General features: G+C 68.7%; 16 protein-coding genes. 9 read left to right on the top strand and 7 right to left on the bottom strand.

Going from position 1 to position 16898, the window contains the following annotated elements; translation table 11 throughout:
• The first annotated feature begins 486 nt into the window (after positions 1-486).
• Positions 487-3642 carry an adenosylcobalamin-dependent ribonucleoside-diphosphate reductase gene (locus AC4NMM_RS02165; protein WP_491923413.1) on the top strand — a complete coding sequence of 1052 codons (3156 nt, stop codon included), beginning with the start codon at positions 487-489 and terminating at the stop codon, positions 3640-3642.
• A gap of 652 nt (positions 3643-4294) precedes the next feature.
• Here AC4NMM_RS02165 and glnA read toward each other — a convergent pair.
• Positions 4295-5665, bottom strand: a complete 1371-nt coding sequence (glnA, locus tag AC4NMM_RS02160) for a type I glutamate--ammonia ligase (RefSeq protein WP_096394526.1) — start codon at positions 5663-5665, stop codon at positions 4295-4297.
• Positions 5666-5791: 126 nt separating this feature from the next.
• Here glnA and lrp point away from each other — a divergent pair, with 126 nt between their 5' ends.
• Complete coding sequence (gene lrp, locus AC4NMM_RS02155; RefSeq protein ID WP_004597351.1) at positions 5792-6250, top strand: HTH-type transcriptional regulator Lrp; 459 nt, start codon at positions 5792-5794, stop codon at positions 6248-6250.
• A gap of 56 nt (positions 6251-6306) precedes the next feature.
• Here the strand turns inward: lrp and AC4NMM_RS02150 are convergent, their stop codons facing one another.
• Together AC4NMM_RS02150 and gap are read right to left on the bottom strand one after the other, a co-directional pair.
• Positions 6307-7530, bottom strand: coding sequence for a phosphoglycerate kinase (locus tag AC4NMM_RS02150; protein WP_491923412.1), 1224 nt, complete (start codon positions 7528-7530; stop codon positions 6307-6309).
• Positions 7531-7627: 97 nt separating this feature from the next.
• Positions 7628-8680 carry a type I glyceraldehyde-3-phosphate dehydrogenase gene (gene gap / locus AC4NMM_RS02145; RefSeq protein ID WP_491923411.1) on the bottom strand — a complete coding sequence of 351 codons (1053 nt, stop codon included), beginning with the start codon at positions 8678-8680 and terminating at the stop codon, positions 7628-7630.
• A gap of 392 nt (positions 8681-9072) precedes the next feature.
• Between gap and AC4NMM_RS02140 the strand changes: the two genes are divergently transcribed.
• The gene (locus tag AC4NMM_RS02140; protein ID WP_096394520.1) at positions 9073-9453 is read left to right on the top strand and encodes an Hsp20/alpha crystallin family protein; all 381 of its coding nucleotides are present in this window, start codon (positions 9073-9075) and stop codon (positions 9451-9453) included.
• Positions 9454-9468: 15 nt separating this feature from the next.
• Here AC4NMM_RS02140 and AC4NMM_RS02135 read toward each other — a convergent pair whose 3' ends face one another.
• Together AC4NMM_RS02135 and eif1A are read right to left on the bottom strand one after the other, a co-directional pair.
• The gene (locus AC4NMM_RS02135; protein ID WP_491923410.1) at positions 9469-10368 is read right to left on the bottom strand and encodes an ATP-grasp domain-containing protein; all 900 of its coding nucleotides are present in this window, start codon (positions 10366-10368) and stop codon (positions 9469-9471) included.
• 537 nt (positions 10369-10905) lie between these two features.
• A complete protein-coding gene (eif1A, locus tag AC4NMM_RS02130; RefSeq protein ID WP_096394516.1) occupies positions 10906-11196 on the bottom strand; it encodes a translation initiation factor eIF-1A in 291 nt (96 codons plus the stop codon).
• Between the two features lie 95 nt (positions 11197-11291).
• Between eif1A and AC4NMM_RS02125 the strand changes: the two genes are divergently transcribed.
• Both AC4NMM_RS02125 and AC4NMM_RS02120 read left to right on the top strand, forming a co-directional pair.
• A complete protein-coding gene (locus AC4NMM_RS02125; protein WP_096394512.1) occupies positions 11292-11471 on the top strand; it encodes a DUF7470 family protein in 180 nt (59 codons plus the stop codon).
• A gap of 96 nt (positions 11472-11567) precedes the next feature.
• Positions 11568-11813, top strand: coding sequence for a DUF8151 family protein (locus AC4NMM_RS02120; RefSeq protein WP_096394511.1), 246 nt, complete (start codon positions 11568-11570; stop codon positions 11811-11813).
• 3 nt (positions 11814-11816) lie between these two features.
• Here the strand turns inward: AC4NMM_RS02120 and AC4NMM_RS02115 are convergent, their stop codons facing one another.
• Positions 11817-13571 (bottom strand): cryptochrome/photolyase family protein, encoded by a 1755-nt coding sequence (locus AC4NMM_RS02115; RefSeq protein ID WP_491923415.1) that lies wholly within the window; start codon positions 13569-13571, stop codon positions 11817-11819.
• A 132-nt stretch (positions 13572-13703) separates the two neighbouring features.
• On the opposite strand from AC4NMM_RS02115, the gene AC4NMM_RS02110 reads away from it, so the two are divergent.
• From AC4NMM_RS02110 to AC4NMM_RS02095, 4 genes are all read left to right on the top strand, one after another.
• On the top strand, positions 13704-13901 hold the full coding sequence (locus AC4NMM_RS02110) for a hypothetical protein (RefSeq protein WP_092919919.1): 198 nt from the start codon (positions 13704-13706) through the stop codon (positions 13899-13901).
• Positions 13902-13981: 80 nt separating this feature from the next.
• Positions 13982-14959 (top strand): aldo/keto reductase, encoded by a 978-nt coding sequence (locus AC4NMM_RS02105; protein WP_096394509.1) that lies wholly within the window; start codon positions 13982-13984, stop codon positions 14957-14959.
• Positions 14960-15054: 95 nt separating this feature from the next.
• Entirely contained in the window at positions 15055-15210 is a 156-nt protein-coding gene (locus AC4NMM_RS02100; protein ID WP_491923409.1) for a hypothetical protein, read from the top strand.
• A gap of 135 nt (positions 15211-15345) precedes the next feature.
• Complete coding sequence (locus AC4NMM_RS02095) at positions 15346-15789, top strand: hypothetical protein (protein ID WP_096394508.1); 444 nt, start codon at positions 15346-15348, stop codon at positions 15787-15789.
• Between the two features lie 106 nt (positions 15790-15895).
• Here the strand turns inward: AC4NMM_RS02095 and AC4NMM_RS02090 are convergent, their stop codons facing one another.
• Entirely contained in the window at positions 15896-16885 is a 990-nt protein-coding gene (locus tag AC4NMM_RS02090) for a phosphatase PAP2 family protein (protein WP_096394507.1), read from the bottom strand.
• Positions 16886-16898: the final 13 nt, after the last annotated feature.

Here is a 16898-nt window from a genome sequence, read left to right as displayed (position 1 = left end):
CTGAGGCGGTCGTTTTCGGGCATGAATCACTTTGAAAACGTACCGCCTCACCTTTCAATCCTTATCTGAACACCGCCGATGGACGCTCCGGGTACGAATTCTGATAGGTGTCCGGCAAACTCGCGTCGAATTCGGATGCGAACTCGTCCGAACGCGCGCCACAGGGACGCGAGCACCCGGCGCCGCCGCCGGAACCACCGCCGAGCAACCCCCCTTCTGTTCCGGTGGGAGGCCGCTTCGGTCTTCCGTTTTGTTCGGTCAGTGTTCAGTTTCACTCCGGTCTACCTACGCTTATGTGTCCGGAGTCCCTTCCGTACCGACGTACCGGATTCAGCGTCAGACGCCCCGGACCGACGTTACATACCGAATCGGACATGTAGATGCCGGACGGGTCCGAACATCCGAACCTACAAGGGCCCGCCTCGCCAGTACACCAACACTACAGATGATCCATATCCCACGCCAAGCCAGCGGGGTGGCCGCCGAATGAGCAGCGACGGCGTCTCCGCCGACGGAGTCGAACTGCCGATCAAACGAACCACGGGCGACACCATGGAGGAGCGCCTCACGGGCAACGCCTACGGGAACATCCTGCCCGCGCGCTACCTCCGGAAGAACGCGGACGGCGAACCGATCGAGGACCAGGAGGAGCTGTTCGACCGCGTCGCGCGCAACGTCGCGCTCGCGGAGGCCGTCTTCGAGGCCGAAAAGCAGGGCGTCGAGGTCACCGTCACGCCCGACCAGCTGAAGCCCGATCACCCGCGGCGCGACGAGCTCGCCGAGGAGGTCTTCGGCGCGGGTACGACCGCCGAGGACGACGCGGAGACGACGCTCACCGCTCACAACGTCAACAAGTTCGCGTACGAGACGGTCGTCCCCGAGCTGCCCGAGGGCGTTCGCGACCACGTCGAGGCGACCGCCGAGACGTTCCGGCAGGGGATGGAGTCGCTCTCCTTCATGCCGAACTCCCCGACGCTGATGAACGCGGGCGACGAGCTCCAGCAGCTCTCCGCCTGTTTCGTCGACTCGCCGGGCGACGACATCACCGACATCCACCAGACCGCCAAGGAGGCGGCCGAGGTGTTCCAGTCCGGCGGCGGCATGGGGTACGCGTTCTGGAAGCTCCGCCCGTACGGCGACGCGGTCGGCTCCACCGGCGGCATCGCCTCCGGGCCGATCACGTTCATGCGGACGTTCGACCAGATGTGCGAGACGATCGCGCAGGGCGGCGCGCGCCGCGGCGCCCAGATGGGCGTCATGCGCATCTCGCACCCGGACGTCATCCAGTTCATCCACGCGAAGAACAAGGACGTCTCCCTGGCCCACTCGCTGCGGCTCAACGACCCCGACGACTTCACGCACAACTCCTTCGCGGACGCGTTGGAGGAGGCCCGCGACCTCATCGACGAGGACGGGAAGGTGCCCGAACACCTCCGGAACGCGGTGGAGGGCCACCTCTCGAACTTCAACATCAGCGTCGGCGTCACGGACGACTTCATGGCGGCGCTGGAGAACGACGAGGAGTTCACCTTCACCAACCCGCGCACGGAGGAGCCCCACGTCGCCACCCCCGAGACGAAGGAGCTCTACGACATGTTCGGCCTCGGCGAACACGTCGAGGTCGGCGAGGAGCTCTCCGTCCCGGCCGCCGAGATCTGGGACCACATGATCGAGGGCGCCCACGAGAACGGGGAGCCCGGGGTCGTTTACTTGGAGCGCATCAACAAGGAACATTCGTTCGATGTAGAAGAAAATCCAAGCCATAGAATACTCGCAACAAACCCCTGCGGAGAACAGCCCCTCGAGGAGTACGAGGCCTGTAACCTCGGCCACATCAACCTCTCGACGCTCGCGGACCTCGACGCGCCCGACTGGCGCGTCTGGTCGGACGAGCACGCCGACGAGTACGACTCCGAGGCGGCCGCGGTCGAGGCGTTCTTAGACGAGGCGATCGACTTCGAGGAGTTCGAAGAGCGGATCGCGTACGGCACCCGCTTCCTCGAGAACGTCGTCACGATGTCCGACTTCCCGGTCCCGGAGATCGAAGAGAAGGTCCGGGACATGCGGAAGATCGGGCTCGGAATCATGGGGCTCGCGCAGCTGTACGTCCAGCTCGGCGTCCGCTACGGCTCCGAGTCGGGCAACGAGATCGCCCGGCAGCTGATGACCCACATCAACCACGAGTCGAAGCTCGCCTCCCACGAGCTCGCCGAGGAACGCGGCACGTTCAACGACTGGGAGGACTCGAAGTACGCGAACCCGACCGAGCACCGCGACTGGTTCGAGCACTACACCGGGCTCGACGCCGACGAGTGGGCGGACGGCTTCCCGATCCGCAACCACAACACGACGACGATCGCGCCCACGGGCACGACGTCGATGATCGGCAACACGACCGGCGGCTGCGAGCCCATCTACAACGTCGCCTACTACAAGAACGTCTCCGACGACGTCCAGGGCGACGAGATGCTCGTCGAGTTCGACGACTACTTCCTGCGCACGCTAGAGGCCAACGACGTCGACGTCGACGCCGTCAAGCAGGAGGCTCAAGAGCAGATGGCGACCAACGAGTTCGACGGCGTCGAGGGGCTCGACACCGTGCCGAACGCGATCGGCGAGCTGTTCGTCGTCACCGGCGACCTCTCGGCGAAGGACCACGCCGGCGTCCAGGTCGCCTGTCAGAAGGGCGTCGACTCCGCCATCTCGAAGACCGTGAACGCGCCGAACGACTCCACGCTCGGCGACGCCAAGGAGGTCTTCGAGTACATCTACGAGAACGGCGGGAAGGGCGTCACCTACTACCGCGACGGCACCCGCTCGAAGCAGGTGCTCACGACGCGCGCGCAGAACACCGAGTTCGCCGACGAGAGCGAGGCGGCCGAGACGATCGTCGAGCAGATCTCCGAGGTGTTCGGCGGCGTCGAGGCGTTCCTCGACAACGAGGACGTTCAGGCCGCGATCGACGCGGAGATCTCGGACCTGCTCGAAACGACGGAGCAGCCCCGGATCGACTACAGCGAGCGCAGCCCGCGTCCCGACTCACTGAACGGCGTCACGCAGCGCGTCGAGACGGGCTACGGCAAGCTGTACGTCACCATCAACGAGGACGAGAACGGGCTGCCGTTCGAGCTGTTCGCGAACATCGGCCACTCCGGCGGCTACACCAACTCCTTCACGGAGGCGCTCGCGAAGGTCATCTCGACGGCGCTCCGCTCCGGCGTCGACCCCGAGGAGATCGTCGACGAGCTCCAGGGCACCCGGAGCCCGAAGGTCGCCTGGGACAAGGGCGAGCAGATCCAGTCGATCCCCGACGCGATCGGCACCGCGCTCCGGCGCTACCTCGACGACGACGTCGACAAGGGGATCCCCCAACAGCAGAGCCTCGACGACGTCGAGGAGTCCGCGTCGGGCCCGGGCCGCCCGAGTCAGACCGACGGCGGCGCGGTCGACGCCGGCGCGGCGACCGAGGCTCCGAGCGGGTCCGAGCCGACGGCGGCCGACGACGCCGCCGGCGCCGACGACTCGACCCAGGAGCTCATCGCGGCGGGCGAGTCGCCCGAGTGCCCCGAGTGCGGCGGCATGAACCTCTACTACTCCGAGGGCTGCAAGACGTGCGAGTCGTGCGGCTGGTCGGAGTGTTAGACGGGCCGAACTGACGGTAAAAGCGCTTGCGGCGCGGTTTTTTTGCGGTTCGTACGAACGCGATCGATACCGGGAGTGAGTATCGTAGATCGGCGGTGGCGGGAGCATATTTAAAAGGCGATGAACGACGGCGACGGGGGCTTATAAATGGTAGGCGGTGGCGCGCCTGCGAGCGGCCGCCACCGGCGGCCGCGAGCCAGCCCGCGAGGGAGTCAGTCGCCGGAGCGAAGCGGAGGCGACTGACGAGGTTGGGGAGGCGTGAGGCTGCGGTGCTGGGCGGTCGGGGTGGGACTCAAAGGGGCAGTCGCGAGGCGGCCGCAGGCGACGTAAGCACCGCAACGAGGGAGCTGTAGCGACCGAGTGAGGAGCGCAGCGAGCGTGCTGCCGCCTCGCGACTGGGGCTTTGACGGTTGTCACCCCACCAGCCTCAACCATTTATAAACAGCCGACAGCAACACCGCGATCCATCTTATAAACGGTCCCACCCACAACGTACTACACCTACTCCCGTAATCGATCGCTCGTCGGGTTCACGCGCTCGCCGGGGGACGAACCGCTCCCGCTCGAAAAACGCTCGACGAAGCGAAACCGGACGGCACGAGAAAGCCGAGAGAGACCGAAAGAAGTCGAAACGTTGGGCCGCGCCGTCGCCTCAGAAGGTCTCTAGGTAGCGGTCCTCCTCCCACTGCGACACCTGGGTGAGGTACTCGCTGAACTCCTGGGACTTCGCCTCGGCGAACTTCTCGGAGGTGTGGGGGCCGAGCGCGTCCTGCAGCACCTCGTCCGCCTCGAGCTCCTCGACGGCGGCGCCGAGGTTCGGCGGGAGCGTCTCGATGCCGTACTCCTCGCGCTTCTCGTCGTCGAACTCGTAGATGTCCTCGCGGACCGGGTCGCCGGGGTCCGCCTCGGTCTTGATCCCGTCGAGGCCGGCGGCGATGAGCGACGCCATGCCGAGGTAGGGGTTACAGGACGGGTCAGGGCTGCGGACCTCGAAGCGCGCGGAGACGCCCGCGGCGTCGGGCACGCGGACGAGCGCCGAGCGGTTCGTGTCGGACCACGCGACGTAGATGGGCGCCTCGTAACCGGGCACCAGGCGCTTGTAGGAGTTCACGGTCGGGTTGGTGACGGCCGTGAACGCGGGCGCGTGGTTCAGGATACCGCCCATGAACTGGTAGGCGGTCTCGCTGAGGTTGAACTCGTCGTCGTCGTCGGCGAAGGCGTTGCCGTCCTCGTCGAACAGCGAGATGTGGCTGTGCATGCCCGAGCCGTTGATGTCGGCGATCGGCTTGGGCATGAACGTCGCGTGGAGGTCGTGCTGCTCGGCGACCGCGCGGACGACGGCGCGGAACGTCGCGATGTTGTCCGCGGTCGTGAGCGCGTCGTCGTACTTGAAGTTGATCTCGTGTTGGCCCTCGGCGACCTCGTGGTGCGAGGCCTCGATCTCGAAGCCCATCTCTTCGAGGGTGAAGATGATCTCCTTGCGCACGTCGGACGCGAGGTCCTTGGGAGCGAGGTCGAAGTAGCCGCCGTTGTCGTGCGGGATCGTCGTCGCGTTGCCGTCGTCGTCCTTCTCGAACAGGAAGAACTCCGGCTCGGGACCGATGGAGACGGAGTAGCCCATCTCCTCGGCTTCTGCGAGGACGCTCTTGAGGACCTGACGCGGACCGCCGGCGAACGGTTCGCCGTCGGTGTCGACGATGTCACAGATGAGCCGCGCGGCGCCGCTGTCGCCGTCACCGTCGCTGCGCCACGGGAGCACCGCGAACGTGTCGGGGTCGGGGACGAGCCGCATGTCCGACTCCTGAATGCGCACGAACCCCTCGATGGAGGAGCCGTCGAAGTAGATTCCCTCGGTGAACGCCTTCTCCGCCTGGTGGGCGGGGACGGAGACGTTCTTCACGACACCGAGAATGTCGGTGAACTGGAGCCGCAGGAAATCGACGTTCTGTTCTTCGATCTCGTCGAGTACCGCCTGTTCTTTGGCCGTGAGGCCGCCGTCCGGTTTCGCGTGTTCGTCCGTCATGTTCTGGACGCTTGATTCGTTATCTGCCAGTATAAAGGCCTTATCGCTTGGCGCATGAACCGCCGGACAGGCAAAACTGCTGGACGTTCGTAAAATTCTAAACCCCCGAAAGCGTGGATCGGTGTGATGACGTACGAAAACCTCGACGCGAAGCTTATCAACTCGCTGCTCAGCAACGGCCGCGCGAGTCTCCGGAGCCTGGGCGACGAGCTCGACGTCTCGGTGACGACCGTTTCGAACCACCTCCGCGACCTCGAAGAGGAGGGCGTGATTCGGGGGTACACCCCCGTCGTCGACTACGACAAGCTCGGCTACGACGTGACGGCCGTGCTCCAGCTCAAAGTGGAGGGGAGCGCGCTGCCGGACGTCACGGAGAAGCTGCGCCAGGAGAAACAGATGGTGAGCGTCTACGAGGTCACCGGCGACTACGACGTGATCGCCATCGGGAAGTTCACCGACACGGACGGGATGAACGACCAGATCAAGTCGATCCTCACGGACGCGGACATCCGCGAGTCGAACACGAGCGTCGTCCTCAACGCGGTCACGGAGAACGAGCAGTTCGACCTCGACGTCGAAGAGTAGCCCGATCGCCCGGATCGAATCGAACGCCCACCCCGCTCGGAGGCCGATCCGCCCTTCTACTGCCGCTTCGTCGCCGCCTCCAAGACCTCTACCGCCGGGAGCGGCTCGCCGGTCAGCGCGCGGATGTACGCCCCGCCCGCGATGGAGACGTGCGAGAAGTCGTTCTCGCTCAGCCCGTACATCTCGATGGCCCGGGAGGTGTCGCCGCCGCCGACGACGGAGAAGCAGTCGGTCTCGGCGATCGCTTCGAGGACGCCGACCGTGCCGTCGGCGAACCGCTCGTCCTCGAAGACGCCGAGCGCGCCCTTCACGAAGACGGCGTCGGACTCGCGGATCGCGGGCTCGTAGTCTGCGACCGTCGCCGAGCCCACGTCGAGGTACCCCGTCGCCTTCTCCTCGATGTCGTCGACTTCGACCTCGGCGCGCTCGCCGTCGGGGCCCTCGTACGCGAGGTCGCCCGCGAGGCGGACCGCGTCGCCGCGCTCGTCGAGGACCGACTCGATCAGCTCGCGGTTCTCTTCCCACTGCTCGTCGAACAGGTCCATCTCTCCCACGTCGCGACCGACCGGGTGGCCCGCGGCGCGCAGGAACAGTTCCCCCGCGACGCCGCCGAGGAGGAAGCGGTCCACCTTGTCGTCTAAGGCGTCCATCACGCCGATCACGTCGGTCGCCTTCGTCCCGCCGACGACCATGGTGACGGGCCCGTCGAACTCGCGGGTCGCGATGGCGGTGTTGGCCTCGTACTCCGTCTCCATCACGCGGCCCGCGTACGCGGGAAGGACGAGCGGGAAGCCGACCAGCGAGGCGTGTTTCCGATGCGCCGCCGAGTAGGCGTCGTTGACGTACGCGTCGAAGCGCGGCGCGAGCGTCTCGACGAACTCCGTCTCCGCCTTCTCCTCGGGGGACTCCTCGGGGAGTTCGTCGTCGCACATCCGGGTGTTCTCCAAGAGGAGGATTTCGCCCGCGCCGAGCGCGTCGATGGCGTCCAGCGCCTCGCCGCCGTACGTGTCCGCGACGAACGCCACGTCGCGGCCGACGTGGTCGGCGAGGATCTCCGCGTGGCCGGCGAGCGAGGTGAAGTCGTCGCGGCCGGGGCGTCCCTGGTGGGCCATGAGCACGACGCGGTGGCCGGCGTCGGCCAGTTCGCGGACGGTCTCCGCGTGGCGCTCGAAGCGGCGGTTGTCCTGCGGTTCGCCGTTCTCGATCGGGGAGTTGAGGTCCAGTCGGACGAGGACGCGCGAGTCGGCCGGGAGGTCGTCGATGGTGTCGAACGTGGGCATGAGTGAGTGGTCGTCGATGAGGTATTTAAGCGGTTGTCCTCCGGGGGAACGTTACCGCCCGGGTGTCGGGCCTCGCTCTTCAACCGCGGTCGGGCGTTCAGGCCTCGTCCTGAACGTACGCGGCCATGTCGAGCATCCGGTTCGAGAAGCCGTACTCGTTGTCGTACCAGGTGAGGATCTTCAGCAGCTTCCCGCCGGCGATGACGTTCGTCGACTGGAGGTCGACGTAGCTGGAGAAGGGGAGCCCGACGATGTCAGAGGAGACGACCTCGTCGTCGGTGTAGCCGAGGACGCCCGCGAGCGGGCCGGAGTCGGCGGCGTCACGGAAGGCGGCGTTGACCTCCTCCTCGGTGACGTCCTCGTCGAGGCTGACGACGAACTCGGTGATGGAGCCGGTCGGGACCGGCACGCGCATCGCCATCCCGTCGATCTTCCCCTCAAGCTGCGGGAGGACCTCCTGGGCGGCGCCCGCGGCGCCGGTCGAGGTGGGGACGATGTTCTCGGCGGCCGCGCGGCCGCGGCGGCGCTTACCCATCGGGCCGTCGATGAGGCTCTGGGAGCCGGTGTAGGCGTGGACGGTGGTGAGGGTGCCGGCGTCGATGCCGAACTCGTCGTCCAGTACCTTCGCGACCGGAGTGATGGAGTTCGTGGTGCAGGAGGCGTTCGAGACGACGTCGTCGCCCTCGTACTCGTCGTGGTTGACGCCGTAGACGAGCTGCTTGACCGGCTTGTCGCCCTTCGGGGGCGCCGAGATGATCACGGTGTCGGCGCCGCCGTCGAGGTGCGCGCTCGCGTCGTCGCGGGTGCGGAAGATGCCCGTACACTCCAAGGCGACGTCGACGTCGAGCTCGTCCCACGGGAGGTCCGCGGGGTCCTGAACGTTGAACAGCGGGACCGAGGTGCCGCCGATCGTCAGCTCGTCGCCGTCGCGCTCGACGCCGTCAAGCCGGCCCATGACGGTGTCGTACTTCGCGAGGTACCCCATGTCGTCGAAGTCCATCACGTCGTTGATCCCGACGAGCTCGATCCGCGGACTCTCCAACACCGCGCGGAACACGTTGCGCCCGATGCGACCGAAGCCGTTGAGCCCCACCCGCACGACCTCGTCGTCGCTCACGTCGTCGCCGGCAGCCAGATACGATTTACTCATGTTCGAAAAAAGCGACCCGCAACTACTTAAATCCGGCCCAGTCGCGCCGAGACCGTCATAATCGTTCGAATTTGTTACGGTCGGTCTCGGCGATCTCGGTCGGTCTCGGCGATCTCGGTCGGTCTCGGCGATCTCGGTCGGTCTCGGCGATCTCGGTCGGTCTCGGCGGGTTCGCGTCGCTCGTCGCTGCTCGTCGCCCGCTCGTCGCCCGCTCGTCGCCCGCTCGTCGCCCGCTCGTCGCTGCTCGTTGCCCACTCGTCGCTGCTCGTTGCCCACTCGTCGCTGCTCGTTGCCCGCTCGTCGCTGCTCGTTGCCCGCTCGTCGCGGGGCGGGTAGCGGCCGAAACGGCGACCGACAGAAGGCTTATCGGAGTCAGCGACCTCACGGGAGGTATGGACAGAGACGACCGCGACGATCCGTTCGGAGACTTCTTCGAGGAGATCGAGCGGATGATGAACGAGATGGCCAACGCGGACGCGCAGTCGGCCGACGACGCGGGGTTCGGCTCCGACACCCACGTCGACGCGTACACCACGGAGGAGTCGGTGCGTCTCGTCGCCGACCTCCCCGCCGTCGAGAAGGAGGACCTCTCGCTGCGCTGCGACGGCGACGCGCTCACCATCTCGGCCGTCTCCGACCGGCGCGAGTACGACGAGACGGTCGAACTCCCCGCGCCCGTCGACGAGCACTCCGCGGACGCGACGTTCAACAACGGCGTCTTGGAGGTCTCGTTCGACCGCGACGAGGACAGCGCCTCGATCGACCTGGTCTGAGCCGATCGCCCGTTTTTATGCTGTTTCTGCCGTCCGACGGATCAGCGCCGCGAACCGGTCGTAGAAGTCGTCCGCGTACTTCGTCGCGGCGTCGACCGTCGGGCGCGCGTTCGTCTCGTTGACGACGAGCCGGTCGTCCGTCGCGAGCAGGTCGACGCCGAGGTAGTCGATTCCGAGCGTCTCGGCCGCGCGCTCCGCGAGCTCGCGCGCCGCGGGGTCCAACTCGACCCCCTCGGCCGTCGCGCCGCGGTGGACGTTGTGCTTCCACCGGCCCGCGGCGAGCGCGTCGTCGTCGAGGACGCGCTCGACCGCGCCGGCGTACGCGCCGTCGACGACCATCGCGCGGTAGTCGCGCGCGTCGGGCAGGTACTCCTGGATCAGGAACGACTTGTCGCCGGTGGCGCGGTAGTCGTGGATCAGGTTCAGGTAGTCGACGACGCCCAAAAGCGAGTCGAGGTCGGTCGCGGTCGCGACGCCGACGCCGCGGGTCGCGGAGTTCGGCTTCACGACGACGGGGTAAGAGAACTCGCTCGCGGCGTCGACGACGACCGACTCGTCGACGGGGTTCGACACGAGCGTCGTCTTCGGCGTCGAGAGCCCGGCGGCCGACAGCCGCGCCAGCACGCCCGCCTTGTTGCGCGAGGCGACGACCGCGTCGCGGCCGTTCACCCACGGGACGCCGAGGCGCTCGTCGACGACCGCACCCTCCATCAGGCGGGTGGGGTAGACGAGGCCGGCGTCGAATCCCGCGAACTCCCCGAGGTCGGCCGCCGGCGAAGCGTCGCCTTCACCGTCCGAAACCCGGAGCGACCGCTCTTTCGCCCGCACGTGGTCGACCTCGATGCCGCGGTCCGCGAGCGGCTCGCGCACGCGCTCGAACGTCTCCGCGTCGGTCGTCATCGCGAGCCGGAGCATAGCATTACTGGGCGCCGTTCGGACTTAAAAACCGCGCGAGCGGTGCGACGGCAGCGACACCAACGCGATACGAGATGCGGTGGCGCGCGCCTCCGAGCGCCCTTGGGCGCGAGGAGCACGCGCGAGGGAGTCGGGCGCTCCGAGGGCGACCGAAGGGAGCCCGAAGGACGCGCCCGACGAGGTTGGGGAGGCGTGAGGCGCGGTTGCGGGGCGGGGCGGGACTCAAAGGGGCAGTCGCGAGGGCGAAGGCGCGCGACGTAAGGACCGCAGGAGCGAGCGGAGCGAGCGACGAGGACCGCAGCGAGCGCACCGAGCCCTCGCGACTGGGGCTTTGGCGGTGTTCGCCGTCGATCTACTGTCAGCTATTTATAAGTGAGCGGCCGAAGCTTTGGCGGTGTTCGCCCTCGATCCGCCAGCAACGGTTTAAAAACGGGCGGCCGGGGCTTTGATGACGGTCACTACCAGCCCGCAGTCAGATATTTATAAATAAGCGGCCGGAACTCCCGCGACGTCTCACGTCGATCCACGCCTACCGAGTTATTGTAAGTGGCCTTCCTCGCGGAGCCGTTCCGCCTCGCTCTTCTCGTAGCGCCACGAGATGTCGGCCTTCTCGTCCTGCCAGTCCCACGGCTCGACGAGGACGATGTCGTCTTCGCGGATCCACACCCGCTTTTGCATCCGGCCGGGGATGCGCGCGGTCCGCTGTTTCCCGTCCGCACAGCGCACCTTGACGCGGTTCGCGCCGAGCATCTCGACGACCTCCGCGAACACCTCGTCGTCGTCGGGCATCCGGAGGTCGTCCTGACCGCCGCCGTCTCCGTTGCTCATGCGTACGCGGTGATACGCGCTCTTGGAAATAAAAGGGCCGCTCTCCGCCGCCGATATCCCTCCGTTTTAAGCCCGACCGACGGCCACCCGACGACATGCGCGACACACTGGGAGTCGAAGGGATCGTCGGCGTCCTCGTCGTCTTCGTCGCGGTCGGCATCATCACCGTTCGCGACCCCGTCATCGCCGGCGCGGTGATGCTGCTGATCGCCGGCCTCGCGCTGATCGCGAAGGGGCTCGTCGACACCGCCATGCGGTCGTTCGGGCTGAAGTGACCGCACGCGACCCGGGCGCCTCGGCCGTCGTCGACGCCCGCCCGCCGTTCACCGTTCTCCCGAAAGAGTCATAATCGCCGACCGTTCCCCTCCGATATGGTCGAAGTACCCGCCGTCGCGGTCGAACTCGTCGAACTCCTCGCCGTCACCCTCGGCGCCGGCGCGGCCGCCGCGGTCGGCGTCGTCCTCGAACGCTTCGGACTCTCCGCGGTCTCGGGCGGCGACCTCGTCCTCGGCGCCTGGGCCGTCGGCATGGGGCTGCTCGCGCTGTACGTCGGGGTCGTCGGGCTGGGCTACGAGCAGGCGCTCCCGCGGCTGCGCCGGCTCGCGGGCGGCGAGTAGCGCCTATAAACTCCCCTCGGCCGCCAGCTCGCGGACCTGCGCCGCGCGCTCGCGGATCGACTCCCACTCCGCGTCGTCCTTGTCGTCGACGTGCGAGTACATCAGTCCCATCCGGCCGGTGCCCCGCAGCGTCTCCTCGTTCTCCTTTAAGAAGTCCCAGTAGAGCGCGTTGAACGGGCAAGCGCCCTCGCCCGTGGTCCGCGAGACGGCGTACCGGCAGTCCGCGCAGTGGTCGCTCATCCGGTTGACGTAGCTCCCCGAGGAGGCGTACGGCTTCGAGGAGAGCACGTCCGTGCCGAACGACCCCATGGCGACGACGTTCGGCGTCGTCACCCAGTGGTACGCGTCGACGAAGCCGAGGTGGAACCACTCGTTCAGCTCGGCCGGGTCGGCGCCGTACACCAGCGCGAAGTTCGACAACACCATCAGCCGCTCGATGTGGTGGGCGTAGCCGTACTCGCGGACGTGGCCGACCGCCTCCGAGAGACACCGCATGTCGGTGTCGCCGTCCCAGTAGGCGGGCGGGAGGTCGCGCTCCTGTCCCAGCCGGTTCGCCTCGGCCAGCTCCGGCATCGCCTCGCGGTAGACGTGGCGCACGAACTCCCGCCAGCCGATCACCTGTCTGACGAACCCCTCCGCGGCGTTGAGCGGGACGGGGGCGGGCTCCTCGCCCGCCGCCGCTTCCGTCTCCTCCCCGGCACCGTCGCCCGCCTCGTCGCCGTCAAACTCGTCGCCGCCGAACTCGTCGAGCGAGGTCGCCTCCGCACCCGCGCCGACTTCGCCGTGCTCGGCGGGGTCGTACGCGCCCGGCTCGACCCCGCGCTCCGCGTAGGCGCGCTCGACCGCCCTGACGGGCTCGCGCGGGTCGAGCAGCCCGAGGTTGATCGCCGGCGAGAGCAGCGAGTGCGACAGGAACGGCTCGCCGCCGACCATCGCGTCCTGATACCGACCGAACGCCGGGAGCCCCGCGCGCACGAAGCGGTCGAGCGCCTCGCGCGCCCCCTCGCGGGTGACCGGCCACGCGAACCCGTCGAGCGAGTCGTTCCCCCACGTATCGAACCGCTCGCGGACCCACGCGTGGGTCCCGCGCGTCAGCTCGTCCGGCTCGAACCTCGGCCGCCCGGGCGGCTCCCAGTCGTCCGGCGGGGTCTCCTGGTTCAGGTCGTCGTAGTTCCACTCGCCGCCGACCGGCTCCTCGCCGTCCATCAACACCCCCGTCTCGCGGCGGACGTGGCGGTACCAGTTCTCCTGTCGGTAGGTCCGGTCGGCGGCGCCGTCGGCGCCGATCTCCGTCTCCCCCTCGCCGGCCCACTCGCGCCAGTCGCTCGGCGTCGTCCAGAACAGCTCGTTGTCGACGAGTTCGAGGGTCCCGCCGCGGTCGGCGACCAGTTCGCGGAGCCGCTCGCCGGCGCCGTGGCTCGCGGGGCGCATGAGTCGCAAGCGCGGGCCGTCGTCATCGCCCGCGTCGCCGTCCCCGTCCCGGCCGCCCGTTTCCGTCTCCCGCTCCGCGAAGAACTCGTCGAGGCCCTCGCCGAACGACTCCGCCCGCACGTACGCCACGTCGCGGCCGCGCTCGCGGAGTTCGTCGCGGAAGTGCCGCATCGCCGAGAACACGAGCGTCAGCTTGTGGGCGTGGTACGGCTTCCGGTCGGCGAAGCCGTGCGCCTCGATCAGCAGCACGTCGTCGGCCGCGTCGAGGACGTCGAGGTCGGGGTTGAGCTGGTCGCCGAGCAGCCAGCAAGTGGTCCGGTCGCTCACGTCCCGTATCAGGGGTGCGAGCGCCATAGCTCCGGCGGCGCCCCCGCGGCCGCGGCTCCCGACCGCCGCCGCTCTCCCGCGCGTCGCCGCCGCATCCGCGGCTTTTTGTCGCCCCCGCGTGACGGGCGAGCCATGGACGACATTCTCACGAACTGGCTGCTCGGCCTGATCGCCGCCCTCCTCGCAGTGCTGGTGCTCGACTCGACCGGCGAGCCCTTCCTCGCCCCGCTCGCGCCGGTCGCGAACGTGCTCGCGCTCGTCACCTTCCTCGCGTTCGTCATCCTCACCGGCGCGTTCCTCGTGTACACGGCGTCGTTCCGGGACCTCTGATATTTCCGGGTCGAGCCGTCTCACCCTGCGATCCCCGCCGCCGCGCGTAGCTTTTTGTCTCGGCCCGAACTGATCGACGTATGGAGTACACGACCCTCGGGAACACCGGCACCACCGTCTCGAAGATCTGTCTCGGCTGCATGAGCTTCGGGGACTCCGACTGGCGCGAGTGGGTCCTCGACGAGGAGGAAGGGAAAGAGCTCGTCGAGCGCGCGGTCGACCTCGGGGTGAACTTCTTCGACACCGCCAACATGTACTCGAACGGCGAGAGCGAGCGCGTCCTCGGCGAGGCGCTCGACGGGTACGACCGCGACGAGTTCGTCGTCGCCACGAAGGGGTACTTCCGGATGGACGAGTCGAACCCGAACTCGGGCGGGCTCTCGCGGAAGGCGATCGAACAGGAGCTGTCGAACTCCCTCGATCGCCTGGGGATGGACACGATCGATCTCTACCAGATCCATCGATGGGACGACGACACCCCGATCGAGGAGACGCTCGCCGCGCTCGACGACGCGGTCCGGCGCGGCGACGTGCGGTACGTCGGCGCCTCCTCGATGTGGGCCCACCAGTTCGCGGAGTCGCTCCGCGTCAGCGAGCGCGAGGGGTACGAGCGGTTCGCGACGATGCAGAACCACTACAACCTCGCGTACCGCGAGGAGGAGCGCGAGATGCTCCCGCTCTGCGAGAAGGAGGGGGTCGGCGTGATGCCGTGGAGCCCGCTCGCGCGCGGCTACCTGACGCGCCCGCACGAGGAGGTGGACGCCACCCTCCGCGGCGAGACGGAGGAGCACCTCTACGCGCACCCCTACCGCGAGGGCGGCGGGCGCGAGGTCAACGAGCGCGTCGAGGAGCTCGCCGCCGAGAAGGGCGTGAAGATGGCCCAGGTCGCCCTTGCGTGGCTGTTCGAGAAGGACTCGGTCGACGCGCCGATCGTCGGCACGACGAGCGTCGAACACCTCGAAGACGCGGTCGAGGCGCTCGACGTCGACCTCTCCGACTCGGACGTCGAGTGGCTGGAGGAACCGTACGAGCCGGTCCGCGTCTCCGGGCACGAGTAGTCGGCGCGAACGACGCTTCGGCCCGTTCGCGGCCTAAATCGTGTTTTAGGAATACACGGGTAAGCTATTTGTATGGTATTCGTTGACAATTAGGTATGACGGACGACACCGACCGATCCGCCGTCCGGTCGCGCACCGAGTACGCGCGCACCCGGACGCGCTGTCCGAACTGCGGCGACCGCGTCCCGGCGGCCGGCGGCGACGGGGAGCCCGCGGAGTGCCCGAACTGCCACCGCCTCGTGCGCGAGTGACGGCGGGGCCGACCGCTGCCCGGTCGCGAGGCCGACGCGGCTCCGTCCGGTGGCCGCCGCCCGCCCCCGACTTATAAACACTCCGTCGCGGGCGCCACGACAACCCTTTTCGGCGGCGCCGCCGAATCGTGGCGCATGGCAGACGACGACGCCACCGACCCCGAGAACGGCGAGGCCGGCGAACAGGGCGATTCCGCCGACGGCGACGGCGAGGAGAAGTCCTTCCGCGAGCGCGTCGAGGAGATCCGCGAGCGACGCGAAGAGGAGCGCGAGGAGGGCGACCGACCCGAACCCGAGGAGATGATGGGCGGCGGCGGCCCGCCCGGGATGGGCGGCGGGGGCGGCGGCAACCCCTTCGCGCAGATGATGTCCGGCATGATGGGCGGCGGCGGGGGTCCCGGCGGCGCGGGCGGCCCCCCCGGGATGGGCGGCGGCCCCGGGGCGCAGGGCGAGCAGGGCGCTCGCGGCGACGACGGCGGCAACGAGGAGCTCGTCCGCGAGGTGCGCCAGCTCCGCGACGAGGTCCGCGACGCGACTCGGCAGCTCCAGCGCATCGCGCAGGCGCTCGAAGACGACTGATTCGGCCGCTCCTCTCTCGGTTTTCCGAAGCCCCGTAGCGCCCAGTTCGTCGGTCGACGACGATGCGGGGTCGGGAGGGAACCGCGACGACCGCTCGGAGAACGATTCAGTTCGGGGCGCCGTTCATCGCCTCGATCCGCTCCGGCAGCGCGGGCAGCGCGACGACGGCGACCACGGCGGCGGTCGTGGCGACGAGCGTCACCGGGAGCGTCCCGGCGAGCGCGTAGGCGCCGACCCAGAGCCCGCCGGTGACCGCGAGCGCGGGGACCGCGACGCGGACCGGGACCGCGGGCTCGTCGCCCTCCACGAGCCGCCAGCCGACCGCGCCGCCGGCGCCGGTGGCGATCCCGATTCCCGCCTCGACCACCTCGCCGGTGTGTCCCCCCGCGACGGCGACGCCCAGCGCGCCGGTCGAGACGACCGCCGCGAGCAGGAACGCCGGGGCGGGGTTCAGCGCGGCGGTCGGGCCGGCCGCCGTCTCCTCCGTGCTCGTCGAGCGACGGACGCGCGGGTCGCCCGCGAGCCGCAGCGCGACGGCGACCGTCCCCGCGCCGACGGCCAGCCCCGCGAGCACGTCGACGAGGTAGTGGACCTCGATGACCACCCGCGAGGCCGCGACGGCGACCGCGACCGCGGCGGCCGCGACGTAGCGGGCACGGTCCGTCCAGAACCGGTCGTACAACAGGGCCACGGCGAGGTACGCGGCCGCGCCGCCGGTGGCGTGGCCGCTCGGGAAGCCGAACCCGTCGGAGAGCACCTGCGCCTCGTACCACCCGGACAGGAGCGCGGGGAGCCACGTCGGGACGTCGGCGGGGGGCATCGCGCCGGGCGGTCGGGGGACCGCGAACCACGCCTTGCCGAGCGCCGTCGCGGCGTACGCGCAGGTGACGGCCGCGATGGCCGTCGCGCCGGCGCGGCGCGGCGACCCCGCGACCTCCTCGCTCGCGAACCAGTAGCCGACCGCGAGCAGCGCGAAGAGGAACCACGGGTCCGCGAGGTGGGTGACGGCCGCGAAGACGACGACGACGAACTCCGGGAGCGCGTCGACGAACGCGGTCTCGCCCAGCCCGCGCTCGGCGGAGACGAGTCCGGTCACGCGTCGATCACCC

The sequence above is a fragment of the Halorubrum sp. SD41 genome, from assembly GCF_058630335.1.
Note: the sequence above shows the minus strand (reverse complement) of the source record. Positions and strands in the feature narration are given on the sequence as shown.

Coding starts and splice junctions, on each gene's coding strand:
- AC4NMM_RS02165 (WP_491923413.1), top strand. CDS start 487: ATGAGCAGCGACGGCGTCTCCGCCGACGGAGTCGAACTGCCGATCAAA.
- glnA (WP_096394526.1), bottom strand. CDS start 5,665: ATGACGGACGAACACGCGAAACCGGACGGCGGCCTCACGGCCAAAGAA.
- lrp (WP_004597351.1), top strand. CDS start 5,792: ATGACGTACGAAAACCTCGACGCGAAGCTTATCAACTCGCTGCTCAGC.
- AC4NMM_RS02150 (WP_491923412.1), bottom strand. CDS start 7,530: ATGCCCACGTTCGACACCATCGACGACCTCCCGGCCGACTCGCGCGTC.
- gap (WP_491923411.1), bottom strand. CDS start 8,680: ATGAGTAAATCGTATCTGGCTGCCGGCGACGACGTGAGCGACGACGAG.
- AC4NMM_RS02140 (WP_096394520.1), top strand. CDS start 9,073: ATGGACAGAGACGACCGCGACGATCCGTTCGGAGACTTCTTCGAGGAG.
- AC4NMM_RS02135 (WP_491923410.1), bottom strand. CDS start 10,368: ATGCTCCGGCTCGCGATGACGACCGACGCGGAGACGTTCGAGCGCGTG.
- eif1A (WP_096394516.1), bottom strand. CDS start 11,196: ATGAGCAACGGAGACGGCGGCGGTCAGGACGACCTCCGGATGCCCGAC.
- AC4NMM_RS02125 (WP_096394512.1), top strand. CDS start 11,292: ATGCGCGACACACTGGGAGTCGAAGGGATCGTCGGCGTCCTCGTCGTC.
- AC4NMM_RS02120 (WP_096394511.1), top strand. CDS start 11,568: ATGGTCGAAGTACCCGCCGTCGCGGTCGAACTCGTCGAACTCCTCGCC.
- AC4NMM_RS02110 (WP_092919919.1), top strand. CDS start 13,704: ATGGACGACATTCTCACGAACTGGCTGCTCGGCCTGATCGCCGCCCTC.
- AC4NMM_RS02105 (WP_096394509.1), top strand. CDS start 13,982: ATGGAGTACACGACCCTCGGGAACACCGGCACCACCGTCTCGAAGATC.
- AC4NMM_RS02100 (WP_491923409.1), top strand. CDS start 15,055: ATGACGGACGACACCGACCGATCCGCCGTCCGGTCGCGCACCGAGTAC.
- AC4NMM_RS02095 (WP_096394508.1), top strand. CDS start 15,346: ATGGCAGACGACGACGCCACCGACCCCGAGAACGGCGAGGCCGGCGAA.